Genomic DNA, 12,734 nt, shown 5'->3' with positions numbered 1-12,734 from the left:
TGACGCTATTTCGTCGTCCTTGTCGTGGTTGTCGTTTTATCGACATCCGTGGTCGTTGTGGTCTTTTCGTTGGCCGGCGAGCCTGCCTTTACGGGATCGCTTGTCTTTCCGGCCTCGACGGATATCGAATTGTCGCTGCTCTTCTCGGTGTGCTGATGGGAGTGTTCGGTCGTGGTCTGCTCGGTTTTGCCGCCGCTCTCGTTTCCGGATTTGGTAGCGGTTTCAGCGGTTGCCGCCTTGGCCGAGAAGCGGTGGACCATCTTTGACCCAACTTGATGCGAATAACCGGTCGTGCCGGTCGCCTTCGCCGCGACATGGTGCTTTTCAGAAGCCGTAGCGGCTTTGCCGATCCCAATACCGGCGTCGAGTTTGGACAGTGTCATTTTAGGCACCATAGTCGAAACGGTCATCTTCTCGACCATTTTGGGGATAACAGCCCCCTTCGCCTCGCCAATGATGGAGTGGTCGGCCGAATGACCATGCGCAGCAAGCTTCGCTTTATATGCGGCCACACTGACTTCGGACCCCTTCGCTTCCATGGATTTGGCCTCGATCGCCTTTGCATGAACGACCTTAGGTATCATGAAATCAAATATCGACATCTATCTCTTCTCCTTGTGAGCGGCACCTTACGGAAAACAACGGCATGATCCGATAGGACCAGAGGCTTTAATTTGTCACAAATGTATATTCGGTTTACAAGACGCTGTTTTGTTCAATTTCTCGATGCAAGAGGTCATCGCGGCCGCGGGATCGTCGGCGATTTCCGCGAGACGCCGCCTGGCGGCCCTGTCGGGCACGGCTGAACCGCTCTCCCAGGCCGCCAGGTCGCCGGGACCAAAGCGGTAGATCTCGCAGAAATCCGCGATTGTCAGACCCAGGCGCCGGCGCAGCCGGCGCGGGTCGATCGCTGTTGTCTCCGGTGCCGGGGTGGCATCTCTCCCAGTCATCATCGGTCAGATCCCATCCCCGTCGGGCCCGCGCTGATCAAAGCCGTGACGGTCGCCCCGACGCTCATCGTCCCTATCCTGATCCGCGGCGTCAAGCTCGTCGCGCAGCTGGTCCAGTCCGTCCCGCATCACCGCCAGGCGCTCGAGACGCCTGACGGCATCGGCCCGTTCGCGCCTCTCTCGATCGACCTCATCGACCGCTTTGATTGACCACTCGGCGATCTCCTCTTCCGTCATCCTGTCGGCATCCGGATCCGCCCGGCTCCGGATCGCCATCCGCGTTATTTCCATGCCGGCCACGGTGAGGACGCGGCAAACGTGGCGCATCACGATCTCGGTCTGCTCCGGCGTCGCGTCTCGCTCGAGACGCCGGAAGTTTCGCAGGAGATCGGTCGGCAGGACATTGATCAGCCTGGTCAGGGTCTCCATGTCGGCTTCGTCATGGGCGTCGAACAGACCGAGGCCGGATCTTTTTCCATCCCCCCGGTCGGGCAGGCCAAGTTCACGCTCATAGAGCGCCTCGGCGTGCCGGAAGGCACTGATGCACATGGAAAGAACCCGGAGCCGCCGATGATGGGCCTGCTGGACCCCCGGTACATATTCGGAATACATCGTCATCAGCCAGTCGCGGGTCGCCCTGACCTGCACACCGCTGATCCCCGTCGTCAGGATGACATGACCGTCGGCGCGGCAGATCAGCAGGTCGTAGCTCCCGTCATCGGGCAGGTCGCCGGACTTCTCATTGTACTGGTAGTCGTGCGGCACGAAGATCCGGTGCAGCAGCTCGATGTCCCGAGGGTAGGAGCCGTCGTCGCGCCGGGCCGCCCAGCGGACCTGCTCCCGTTCCTTCGGCTTCCAGGCAAGGTCACTCATAGCCCCGTTCCTTCCTGACTCTCTTGAGGGCCTCGACGATCAGGTCGCTGTTCCGGCTCGCGTGCTGAATCGTGTAGCCTAGATCATTCATGTCGGCGTCGTGATACGTCCAGGTGCCGGCGATGTCGAGCGCCGAGGTGCACTGGACGTGCCCGTCGCGCACCCGGACTTCGAGCTCGTCGCGATCGACATCGTAGCTGACCGGAGATGGCCCTGGATCCGGCAGATAGTCTGCGCTGTCCCGGATGCCGAGCTCGACATCGTAGAGCCGGCCGGCCCTTGCCAGAACCTTGAAAACAGACTTTCGGGCGCGGTAGCGCCGATCGAGTTCAACCAGCTCATCAGGAAGCTGGACTTCCGTCATCTCCAGGAACCGGTCGTAGCTCATGACGGCCTGGACGCCGCTCTCATTGGTCGTCATCGCGAGCTCGCCGTCTGCGCGCAGGATCAGCAGATCGTAGCCGGGGCCGTCCGGAACAGGGACCCGGTGCAGCAGATCGACGGTCTCGGGCGGCCTGCCGTTTACCGCGAGCAGGGATGCGCGGACCTGGTCCGGCTCACCCTCGATCCAGACCGGATTCTGTTCATTCATGGATGTCACGGATCTTTTCCTTTTTGGAGCCAGGACGCGCTGGAAGATACGCGGGCTGATTCAGGCTTGCCGACCATCATCCACCGAATGCTTGTCCGAGCGTCCCGAGAAGGTGTCGTCGATCAGCCTGGCGACGTTCCAGGGTCCGCCGCGATCGCTGCCAGCAGCGCCAGCGTCACCGCATCGGGCGGCTCGCCCTTTTCCCAGGCGATGATTTTTTCCTCAGGCAGGTGGAATACCTCGGCGAACTCCGAAACGGTCAGTCCGAGCCCCTTCCTGAGACGGAGCGCTTCTCTTCAACCAGCGCCTCGGCGGCCGGCCGGTGAAAATCAGAAGACCCGCCGCTCTCGATACGCTGGGCGGCGGCAAGCCTGTCCTTTAGTGCTTCCTGGCCGAGCAATATCTCAGCCCGTTTGACGGCATCGAGACGGGCCTGCTCGACCCGGCGTTGCCAATCCAGCTTCCGAAGCGCGTAGCCGTAGCGGGCCTGGCGTAGCCACTCGAGGTGATCGGGCCGCAGCCGCTCGAAATACTCCAGTTCATCGCTGAAGATATCCTGCTGTCCGCGAATGCGGCAGATCAGTATCTCGAAAGGCTTCCTGTCAGGCACCAGGATTTTGTGAAGCAGGACGAAGTCACTGTCGTCCGGACGACCGCCCTCATCGGTTCCGGTCAGGTGGCGCAGGCTGTCGATCTCGCCGTCCCGGAATTCCAGGCCCTTCGTGTTCTCCATCTCCATCCCAATCCTTCCTCGCATCGCCGCCTTGCCCGTCAGTGACGCGACCGATAGCGATCGGCATCCGCCGCCGCCACCAGCGCCGCCCACACGAGCTTGCCCGTCTGCCGGGCGGTCAGCCTGCCCTCGGCGAAACCGCGCCTCATCTCGGCCACGACCACAGGATCGAGGTCCGGCAATTCCTCGATCAGCACGTCGAAAGACTTCGCGATATCCCACAGCACGCCAGCCAGGATCGCGTCGAAATCCCGCGGCCCCGGCTGGCCGATTTCGATGAAGTCGAGGCGGGAGCGCAGCAGTGGCGAAATCCTGGACCTGTCGTTCGACGTGAAGATCCAGTTTATCCTCGATATATCGACTTCCGCCGACAAACCCTCGTCGAAGTAGTCCCGCGCGGTCTCCCTCTCGACCATGCCGAGCAGCGTCAGATCGATGCGGCCCGACCTGGATCCGCCGCCGGCCTTCTCGATCTCGTCGAGGACGATGGCGGCGTTCGCGACCCGGTATCTCATCATCACCGTCACCGGCAGAGAGGGCGACTGGCTCGCCCAGCCGCGCGCCGTGCCGGCAAGGATGCGGTTGTCGGTGATGCCGCCGCAGGACAGCCGCACATGGGGCAGGTTGAGCGTCTCGGCCAGCCGTCGGGCGAATCTGCTCTTGCCGCATCCGGGCGGGCCGACGAGGACCAATGGTGGAAGGATCGTGGTGCCGCCCAGTCGGCCAGCCAGCACCAGGTGGGACCGGACCGTCTCGATCGCAGGCGTCATCCAGGGGAATTCCTCGCCGAGCGAAGCCGCGACTTCGTCGGGATCCGGCGCTTCCCGCAGCGGCACCCTTGGCAGGATCCGGTTGGCATCCTCGACAAGCTTGCGATAGTCGCGGTCATGGGGCAGGGGGATCGAGCTGCGCAGGACGAAGGCGATCGGGCCGGAAGCCGCTTTCGAGGACTCGCCCGCCGCCGTCTCCGAGTTCGTTCTCTCCCAGGCCAGCTTGGGCCGTGATGCTTCCCGGTCATCGGCGGCGTTGGGGGCCTTGGATCTCCCGCGCCCGGTTTCCTGGGGCTGCACCTTGTCCCAGTCGATCGTCGGCGGCGCCTTCCCCTGTTCCTCGATCCTGCGGATGTGAGCCGCGATCTCAGCCCGGTTTTCCGTCACGTACTCGGCCAAGATGGACGCCTCTCCGCCGTTGACCCTGAGCACGAAATAGGGTGTGAAGCACCTCTCGATCTCCGAGAGGTTGACCGCCTGCCGGGCGAGGTCGGCGTGACCATGGATCGCCAGGTGATACGACAGCATGTACCGGGCCCAGCGGTTGCCGTAGGCGCTCGCGAGCAGCAGGCAGGTTCCCTCGATATCGGTCTTCTTCGCCTCAAGGACACCCGCCAGCGACGCGGGCGCGTTCTGGTCGATCAGTCCAGCCAGATGGTCGGGCAGCGCTTCGGCGAGCTGCAGCCATGCATGGGCATCCAGCAGTCGCGCCGCACCCATCGAGTCCCGCAGCAGGGCGCTAGGCAAAAACGGGGATCCGGATGCGCTGAATTTCAACTCGGCGAGTTCGAGCAGTCCGTCGGATATCCCGCTCAGGGCGTTCTTGTGATTTACCAGAATATCGCTGAAGGGCTCGGATCGCCAGAGAGAAAGCCAATTCATGATCTTTATTCCACTGCTTCCGCGTGTCATGTCCCGCGGGGGCGAGACCTCGTCCGGCCTCGATGTGTCTCTTAGCTGGGGCGGCGAAGGATAGGCGTTATCGATAACCTTGAGACCGGGCATGAAATCGTCATCGCTCGCGGACGGTTCCGTTGCAGTTCGACCGAGGAATTCACCGAGACGATGGATTCCCTTGTACTTCATGTCCCCTTCCTGTCCGGCTGCATCGCGGGTCCTGTTAGCAGGGCTTCCCTGTTCCTGTTTCTTCTTTATCCCGGTCCTGGCCGCGTCGCTTCCCTCTATGTCCTCGACCATCCGCTTGACCTCGCCGATGTTGACGGCCACGATGTCCGGCAGCACCGCGTCGTGCGCGCCGAGGGCGGTGATCATCGAGAATGCCCTGAACTGCGCCAGCTCGTACGCATCGACCGCCGCGCGGGAAAGCTCGGCGTGGCCGTGCAGGCCGAGATGCCAGCTCAGGCGGAAGCGAGCCCAATCCGAACCGCTGAGCGCCGCCGCGAGCAGGCATGTGCCGATCGCATCCGGCGTGATCCGATCCCGCAGCTCGAGATCCGTCGTCTCCGATGCGATCAGGTCGGGGATGCACTCCGTGATCCGGAGCCAGGCCTCGCCGTCACTGGAGCGGGCGAGCCGGAGATTGTTCCGCGCGAATTCTATGACGGATCCTTCGGCGTAGGTGTTCTTTCTCTCGTAGCGGTCGAGCAGGCCGGCGGCCACCGTCGCCACCCTGTCGCGGTACAGCGCCTTGATTTTTCCGTATGGATGCTTGCGCCAGATCGCCAGCCCGTTCATGGGTTCGCCCAAATCAGAATTCATGATGAAAGACCGCCGGCCCTTGCCCTGTCCCGATAATGGTATTGGCAGGGCGGCCATCTTGTCAATCAACCTGCCCAGCCGCGCCAGGATTATGACTTTCGCGCCCCGATATTTGGGAAAATCGGAAATAACACGGACCAGGGAAGCACCGCCTTCCCGTCTTCTTCCGACGATCCGGACCACCGCGGCTAATCCTTCCAATAGCTTGCCCCGCCCTGGACTTAGAATAGACTCTGTTCCTGTTTCGTTCCAAGTTATTGAAAGGATAGGCCGGGTGGGGAAGGGGATTAGATGGGATCGCGCAGGCTGGACACGCTGGGCGACGTCGCGAGGCAGGGTCTGCTGGTCCTTTTCAAGTGCCCCTGCGGCCACGAGGCGCGCTACGCCCCACGGGACATCATCGGCATGATCGGCTCGTCGGGGCGGGACGTGACGGGTCTCAAGGGGATCTGCAGGGCGTGCGGCCGGCGCGGCGTCAGGGCCTCGATCGACCCTGACTCGGTCACGGAAAGACCGATCGCACCAGCCTTCGCGGCCCTACTGGGCAGGAAGACGGACCGATCATGAGCGGCGAGGCCGACACCGGCGGCGCGCCGGATGCCCTGACCGGCAGCATGACAGGAACGCGCATCGGTCCTTACCTGCTGCTGCGCGACCAGTCCGGCCTGCGTCATCTCGCGCGCATCAACTCCGTCTCGCTGGTGTCTGAGATCGACGAGATCGGCGACGAGACGATGCTGATCATCTCGTCGCGGCCGATCCGGTTGTCGGCCTCGCTCGACGAGGTCCTGGATTGGCTCGGCGTCCAGCCGTAAGCTGGATCGCATAGGCATCAGACCCTAGAAGTTCAGCCTGCTGGTCGAGATGCCGAAGCCTTGCGGCGCCGGCTTGATCCGCTCCCAGGATTTGCGAGCCTGCTCGGCCCTGGTCGGCATGCCGGGAGCCTCGTCCTCGATGCTCTTGCGGACCCGTGCCGGCACGAAGGGCCTGAGTTCGCCGGCGCGCTCCCTGCGGACGAGATCGCGGACCGCGTTGACCAGGGTCTGGGCACTCGAGATCAGGTCAAGGGATCGGCCGCGGGTCGCCTCGAAGAGATACTGCCCAAGGGCGGCCCGGCCGAAGGTCAACCGCCGGACCAGGTCGCTGCCGCTCCGGATGCGGCGCTCGCCGACGGTGACCGCGATCGCTTCAGAAATGAATTCCTGCTTGTACTCGACCTGCTCGAGATATGTGTTCAGCCGCGCCACGGCCTCGGCCACGGCGCTGTCGCCGAGCGCCAGCTCGGGCTGCGCCAGGAACCGGGAAACGAAGACCGGTTTCTCCGTTCCCTGCTGACTTGGCGCCGTATCGTCGCGCCGGACGCTCGTTTCTGCGGTCATGTCGCACCACTCCATCTGCCGGGCGCGCCGCCGTTCCCCACGCGCTCCGTCTTTTTACAATATCAGCCGCCACGGTTGAGCCGGCGTGCCGTCCACCCGGAACTATCTGATATGCCGCATCGAAATGGGCAACCGGATATTCGATGTTTTCCGGTTACGGGCGCCGATTCCACCCGCGGGAGCAAAAGAGAGAAAAAACCGAAAACACCCATTTTTAGCAGACTTTCTAGCCATTCGGGGTTATGGCACGAGCGCCAGAGAACGATTATCTTCTTTTCCACGAACGCCGCGCCGCGCCGCGCAGGCGGCAAACCTACCGGAGTCTCCGATGTTCGATTATACGATTTACGCCGACCACCCGGCCGTGAGGGCGCTCCGGCTGTCTTTTGCTTTTTTGGTAACGCTGTGGACGGTCGTGATGTACATGCCGGGCTGGGACTGGATCCCGACCTTCGCCGGCCTGATCGTGATGTGCAATCCGGTCGCCTGGTCGGAGATCATCGTTGACCGGTCGGAGCCGACGGTGCTCAGGCTGTGGCGGCGATGGACCGATTTTCGGGCCACGCAGGGCGTAGCACTGCGGCCTCTGCTCGGCCGGATGCCGCGGCTCACGGCCCCGGGCTTCTCGCGCTTTTTCCGCGGCTAGTCGCCGTCCGAGGCGGCGGCCGGGGCGAAACAAGCCTCGAACACACCCTCAACCGCCTGGCGCCGAACATCAGCCCGTTCCAGCAGCTTGTCGAGCGGAAGCTGGTGGACGTCGGCCGTGATGCTGCGCGGAGCGGCACCGCTCAGCAGCCGGAGCAGGTCGTCGTGCCCGAGGCGATCGAGCCATCGATCAAAGAGCGTCGCCGGAAGGGCGGCGGCGACCCTCAGCTCGAAGGGCAGGGCCCGATTGACGCTGACATGGCGCCGACCGGCGGACGTCAGCCACCACGAGGCTTCCGGCTTTTCCGCGATCTCGCGGACCAAGTCGTCGAGCCAGCCGGCCGATGACGGGCAGGCCCTGGATAACAGGGGGACGGCAGCATACATGTCGCGGACGACCGACTTCCTGATTTGCCTTGCCCGTGCTACTTGATCGTCCGTGCCGATCAGATAGCCCCCTCGCCCATGATCCAGGAAAGCTGGATATTCGGAAGCATCACGATCTAAAACCATAAGTTTTTAGACCATCGGAACAGTAGCGTGTCAACTGACCTTCTCCTGAATGTAGACGACATCGGCAACCGAATATTGCGAAAACCGAAAAGAAGTTGAACAATCGTCTCCGATTGAAGAACCCCTGGCGCGCCGGCGCGTTCTACGTTACCTTCTGGCAAAGCTTAAAGTCATTCACCCTTGCAGGATGGCGGCATGTCTCTGGACGATGACGCGGCTCTCAGCACCGGCGAAACGGAGAAACGAAATCCAGAGGGGAAAAGCACTCCCTGGATCGTCATTCTGTGCGACGATGGCCGGGCCGATCTCGATACCCTTGTACAGGGCCATCGGGACCTTGGCGCCGACGTCGATGGCGCCTACGCCGTAACCGGGGCGATACGCTGCACCTGTCCGCGCCGCACCGCCGGCCAGATCCTGGGACTTGACGGCGTCGGATGGGTCGAGGCCGAAGCGACGGCCACACCCTCGGCTTCACTGGAACGCCGTCAGGAAGGAGACGCACATGCGCTGGACGGATGATCTTGACGCGACAGGAAACGAAGGCTCCGGACCTGATGGCCGCGACGCCCTCGACCTCGACCATCTGGCCCTGGTCCCGGTCAATCTCGGATACGGCCCGATGGGCGAATACTGCCGGCTGCTCGACCCCTGCGGCCTGGATGCGCTGAGCCATCTCACCGGGGCGGACCGGCGGAAAAGGTGCCTTCGTCGCTGGTTTACGTTCAGACAGTCCGGTGCTGGCGACGGCGTTGGGACGACGAGCCCGATCTGGCGCTGGCTGACCGGCTGGCCGATGCGCTGCGTCCGGGGATGCCGCCGACATTCACCGCGGAACAGATCTGCGCCATCGTACGGAATCCGGTGGAGCCGTCGGCTCGCAGCCATTCTAGGGCGGCGTGGGAGAACCGGCGCCTGTTCTTCGCTAGGGGCGGGCCACGCAGCTATGCCGACATGATCGGCATGATCCAGGGGTGGTACGACAGCGCACCGGTGCCGTCAGGCGGCACCGGCTCGGGCGTCCACATCCAAGCCTCCAGCAAGGGCATTTCTGACCCTCCAAATAGCCCCGGACGTGACCGTTCACCCTCGCTCAAATGGCACTGGCTGCACTTTCAAAACGGACAGTCAGGTGACACCCGGACCGTTCCGCTCTATGTTTCATCCGGATGGCGTTAGTTGCGGAAGTTCAGTCTATGGAGAAGAAGCCTGTGTTCGATCTGAAGATCTGCACCATTGATGAGGCTCCTGGGCTGCATGACGCCTGGGCGACAAGCACGCTGTCTCTAATCGACCGAATCTCAGTCTATAGGAACTTCCCGTTGGGCGTTAACAACAACAAGGTGGTCTACTTCGACGATTTAGAGAATGAGGTCCTGCCCGATGCTCCTACGAGGGACCAAATCGCCGCGGCGCTTGAGTTTACCGCCGGATTGAAGCAGGGAGATCGTTTTCTGTGCCATTGCCATGCAGGGGTCAGCCGCTCCCCGGCCATGGCCATCGCTGTGCTCGTCCAGCATGGAGATGCTCCAGTAGAGGCTATCGCCCGCGTCGAGCGTGTGTCTGCCCTGCGTGGTGAGGAGATGTGGCCAAACGCGCTGGTCCTCAGATATGCCGACGACATCCTAGGGAGCCAGGGCAGAATCAACCAAGCGATCGCCCGGTGGAAATCACAGGAAATTGAACGCGCGCAGCAGCGCGTAGCCGAGTTGGAGTTGTACGATCTGATCTCGCCCAAGCCTTACAGCGGTTTGCGTTAAGAAGCTGTTTGCAGGCGGGACTTACCGGCTTGTGGTGTGTGGGTCGGCGTCCAAGGTTGGGCTATGACCTTTTTGGCTTGAAGGCCATTCAGTTTCACCTCCTCCAAAACTTTGCATTGCAGACTAGCCAAGCCGATGAGCCGGTATCGAAAGGGACCGGCAGAATGATCGAGTTGCCACCTGTGTTCAGGCTGGGAGGGTTCGGCCTGCGGCGGATATCCTCCTTCGCCTCGAACCACAGCCTGAACCGGTATGGCGATTGCCGCCCCCGGAGAAGCCCTTTGCTGCGCACAATGAACACCTGATCGGTCGGGTTTTTCGGTGTTGCCGATTCCTCCGGTGTGCGTTCTAGGATTTCATAGATGTTCTTGAAGAAGCAGACATCCCCAGGCCCGGCCCAGAAGTGCTTGCCCGGAGCGTCCCCGAAGTCGATCTCCCAACTATCGGCTCTGTGGGGCCCTGGATCCTCGACCAGTGCGTACCATGGGCAATCCAGTCCCAGCGGCGGTGGATAGTCCAACGGCTCAAGCGCATTGCGAAGGCGCTCGAACAGGGCGGACTTACGAAGGTCTGCTTCGTTCGGCAGCAGCGGAACACGACCTCCGCCCCAAGTGCGCCGGATCCGCAGCCAGCGCAACATGCGCGATCCGAGCAGCTCTTCAGCCTCAGTTAGCTGCCGGCCCAGCCGAAATTCGGCGTAGATGATTTCCTCATCTGGAGGCAGGGCAGATGCCGGCATGTCGCCGCGGATGTCGATGCCCAGCAGATCCTCGAGCCAGTCCCGGACCTCAAGGCAGAATCTGAATTCCTCAGACGTCAGGGATTTCCAAGACATACGTCGCTCTGCTCCATTAGCCCAAAACATTAAGGCCGGATAAGATGCTGAACGCGGCGCGCATCGGTGGGAAGTGCAAATAATTGGGGTGGGATTTATCGATAAGCCGATACTTTCGATATTATGCGGGCCGATCGAGACAAACATGATCGCCGCCATGAGCGAGCCGTTCTCCGAGGTCTACGGCATGAAGAAGATTACCCACTTGATGCCGACACTGGCGAGAGTGCCAGGCCCATAGCGAGCCAGATTGCGCAGTGTCCGATGAAATACCTGGACTGCCGATACGTCATATCGGTCCCCTGTCATCCGTCCGCCCCGTCTTCTTGGGGCGCAAGGATGAAGCACACGGCGGCGATCAAGACCTAACGCGGGCTGGGCGGACCCAACGCACGACCTAACATCGCCCTGCCTGGCAAGTCCTTGTTTTTGTTGGGACCTAACTGTGTAACGCTCCTAACGCTGTTCCGGGATGCATAGAAAAACAAAAAATATCGCGGCGGACTCAAACCCCCAGGAGATCATTTCTGAATTTCAGATTTTTGAATCACGATACTCAGGAGAGAGCGTTAGGGCGTTACATACAATACATCTCTTTCATAGATATTTATGTATAATAAGGGCTTAGGGGGCTTGTTGGGATGTAACGGTCAATGTAACGCAGCATGTAACGTTATCCCTCGCCGATAGCTTTTCTGGTATCTTCGGTCAGCTTTCAGCATGACGGTTATTTGCGTCCATGAGCTTGGCGGCGCCGTTCCGAAGTTTAGCCGGATGCTATGGCAGGCTTGTAATTGCTCAAGAGGTTTGAGCTGGCTCGGGAATTCTGGGCAACGGGATAAGTGGAGTTTCTGCCTGAAAGCGGCCAGTATGCGTGCCGCACAGGAGAAACGATGACAAGACGACCACGTCGGAATCACAGGCCAGCCTTCAAGGCGAAGGTGGCCTTAGCTGCCGTCAAGGACGAGAAGACGCTGGCCGAGCTGGCTCAGCAATTCGACATTCATCCCAACCAGATCACGCAGTGGAAGGCGCAGCTTCTCGACCGGGAGCTATGGCGGAAACTGGGTGATGACGAGGTGAGGAAGGTGGCGTAACGAGGTAGGTGCTTGACGCCTGCCAGAACCTCCACGAGGGAGCGCTACGCCATGAACGAAGATACCAGCATTGTCCGGCTTCGCCAGCCCGAAGAAATCGATGATCCGCTGACGGCCCTTCTCCGATCGGGAGCACGCCAATTGTTGGAGCAGGCCATCGAAGCCGAGGTGGCGGCATTCCTGGCTGCCAGCAAAGACCTGAAGCTGGCCGACGGCCGGGACCGGTTGGTCCGGCATGGCCATGGACCGGAGCGCGTGATCCAGACCGGGATCGGGCCGGTCGAGGTCCAGCGGATCAAGGTCCGTGACCGGGCTCCCGGTCCGGCTGCCGAGCGGATCCGGTTCAGTTCGGCGCTGCTGCCGCGCTGGGCACGGCGGACGACGAGCTTGGATGCTTTGCTGCCGATCCTGTACCTGCGCGGTGTCTCGGCCGGTAATTTCCAAGAGGCGCTAGGCGTTCTGCTTGGCAAGGATGCGCCCAACCTGTCGCCCGCGGTCATCGCGCGGCTGAAAGAGAGCTGGGCGGAAGACTATACGCGCTGGCAGCGGCGGGACCTGTCGGCCCGGCGCTATGTTTATGTCTGGGCCGACGGCGTCTACCTCCAGGCCCGTATGGAGCCCACTGCCGAGTGCATGCTGGTGATGATCGGCGCCACGCCGGAGGGCAAAAAGGAACTGCTCGGCTTCCAGGTCGGTGTCCGTGAAAGCGCCCAGAGCTGGCGCGAACTGCTGATCGACCTGAAGGCGCGCGGGCTCACGATCGCTCCTGAACTGGCGGTCGCCGATGGTGCATTGGGCTTCTGGAAGGCGCTCGACGAGGTCTTTCCCGGAACACGGCACCAGCGGTGCTGGTTTCACACCATCCGAA

14 protein-coding genes and 1 pseudogene are annotated in these 12,734 nt (G+C 61.9%); 7 read left to right on the top strand and 8 right to left on the bottom strand.

Annotated elements, in window-relative coordinates:
• Positions 1-5 precede the first annotated feature (5 nt).
• The 5 genes from N826_RS29160 to N826_RS40630 all read right to left on the bottom strand — a co-directional run bounded on the left by N826_RS29160 (position 6) and on the right by N826_RS40630 (position 5,637).
• On the bottom strand, positions 6-602 hold the full coding sequence (locus tag N826_RS29160) for a hypothetical protein (protein ID WP_044434709.1): 597 nt from the start codon (positions 600-602) through the stop codon (positions 6-8).
• Positions 603-956: 354 nt separating this feature from the next.
• Positions 957-1,823 carry a hypothetical protein gene (locus tag N826_RS29150; RefSeq protein ID WP_044434705.1) on the bottom strand — a complete coding sequence of 289 codons (867 nt, stop codon included), beginning with the start codon at positions 1,821-1,823 and terminating at the stop codon, positions 957-959.
• Entirely contained in the window at positions 1,816-2,424 is a 609-nt protein-coding gene (locus tag N826_RS29145; protein WP_147041040.1) for a hypothetical protein, read from the bottom strand. Before N826_RS29145 ends, N826_RS29150 begins: the two co-directional genes overlap by 8 nt.
• Before the next feature lie 250 nt (positions 2,425-2,674).
• The gene (locus N826_RS29140) at positions 2,675-3,154 is read right to left on the bottom strand and encodes a hypothetical protein (protein WP_044434701.1); all 480 of its coding nucleotides are present in this window, start codon (positions 3,152-3,154) and stop codon (positions 2,675-2,677) included.
• A gap of 32 nt (positions 3,155-3,186) precedes the next feature.
• A complete protein-coding gene (locus N826_RS40630; protein ID WP_169789431.1) occupies positions 3,187-5,637 on the bottom strand; it encodes an AAA family ATPase in 2,451 nt (816 codons plus the stop codon).
• A 291-nt stretch (positions 5,638-5,928) separates the two neighbouring features.
• On the opposite strand from N826_RS40630, the gene N826_RS29130 reads away from it, so the two are divergent.
• Both N826_RS29130 and N826_RS29125 read left to right on the top strand, forming a co-directional pair.
• A complete protein-coding gene (locus N826_RS29130; RefSeq protein ID WP_044434699.1) occupies positions 5,929-6,204 on the top strand; it encodes a hypothetical protein in 276 nt (91 codons plus the stop codon).
• Entirely contained in the window at positions 6,201-6,452 is a 252-nt protein-coding gene (locus N826_RS29125) for a hypothetical protein (RefSeq protein ID WP_044434697.1), read from the top strand. The genes N826_RS29130 and N826_RS29125 overlap by 4 nt, the downstream gene beginning before the upstream one ends.
• 24 nt (positions 6,453-6,476) lie before the next feature.
• Here the strand turns inward: N826_RS29125 and N826_RS29120 are convergent, their stop codons facing one another.
• Positions 6,477-7,016 (bottom strand): hypothetical protein, encoded by a 540-nt coding sequence (locus tag N826_RS29120; protein ID WP_147041044.1) that lies wholly within the window; start codon positions 7,014-7,016, stop codon positions 6,477-6,479.
• A 328-nt stretch (positions 7,017-7,344) separates the two neighbouring features.
• On the opposite strand from N826_RS29120, the gene N826_RS29115 reads away from it, so the two are divergent.
• Complete coding sequence (locus tag N826_RS29115) at positions 7,345-7,662, top strand: hypothetical protein (protein WP_044434693.1); 318 nt, start codon at positions 7,345-7,347, stop codon at positions 7,660-7,662.
• Here the strand turns inward: N826_RS29115 and N826_RS29110 are convergent.
• Positions 7,659-8,048, bottom strand: coding sequence for a hypothetical protein (locus tag N826_RS29110; RefSeq protein ID WP_044434691.1), 390 nt, complete (start codon positions 8,046-8,048; stop codon positions 7,659-7,661). The genes N826_RS29115 and N826_RS29110 overlap by 4 nt on opposite strands.
• Positions 8,049-8,369: 321 nt before the next feature.
• On the opposite strand from N826_RS29110, the gene N826_RS29105 reads away from it, so the two are divergent.
• Both N826_RS29105 and N826_RS40625 read left to right on the top strand, forming a co-directional pair.
• The gene (locus tag N826_RS29105; RefSeq protein WP_044434689.1) at positions 8,370-8,696 is read left to right on the top strand and encodes a hypothetical protein; all 327 of its coding nucleotides are present in this window, start codon (positions 8,370-8,372) and stop codon (positions 8,694-8,696) included.
• Between the two features lie 674 nt (positions 8,697-9,370).
• Entirely contained in the window at positions 9,371-9,934 is a 564-nt protein-coding gene (locus N826_RS40625) for a dual specificity protein phosphatase family protein (RefSeq protein ID WP_052832245.1), read from the top strand.
• 94 nt (positions 9,935-10,028) lie between these two features.
• Here N826_RS40625 and N826_RS29095 read toward each other — a convergent pair whose 3' ends face one another.
• On the bottom strand, positions 10,029-10,928 hold the full coding sequence (locus N826_RS29095) for a hypothetical protein (protein WP_147041046.1): 900 nt from the start codon (positions 10,926-10,928) through the stop codon (positions 10,029-10,031).
• 734 nt (positions 10,929-11,662) lie between these two features.
• Between N826_RS29095 and N826_RS29090 the strand changes: the two are divergent.
• Together N826_RS29090 and N826_RS29085 are read left to right on the top strand one after the other, a co-directional pair.
• Positions 11,663-11,815: pseudogene (locus N826_RS29090) on the top strand (transposase); the annotation flags it as partial.
• Between the two features lie 102 nt (positions 11,816-11,917).
• Positions 11,918-12,734: IS256 family transposase (locus N826_RS29085; protein WP_044434683.1), on the top strand; the 817-nt coding region annotated here is incomplete at its 3' end.

It is taken from the genome of Skermanella aerolata KACC 11604, assembly GCF_000936425.1.
In the GTDB taxonomy this organism is placed as follows: domain Bacteria; phylum Pseudomonadota; class Alphaproteobacteria; order Azospirillales; family Azospirillaceae; genus Skermanella; species Skermanella aerolata.
Note: the sequence above shows the minus strand (reverse complement) of the source record. Positions and strands in the feature narration are given on the sequence as shown.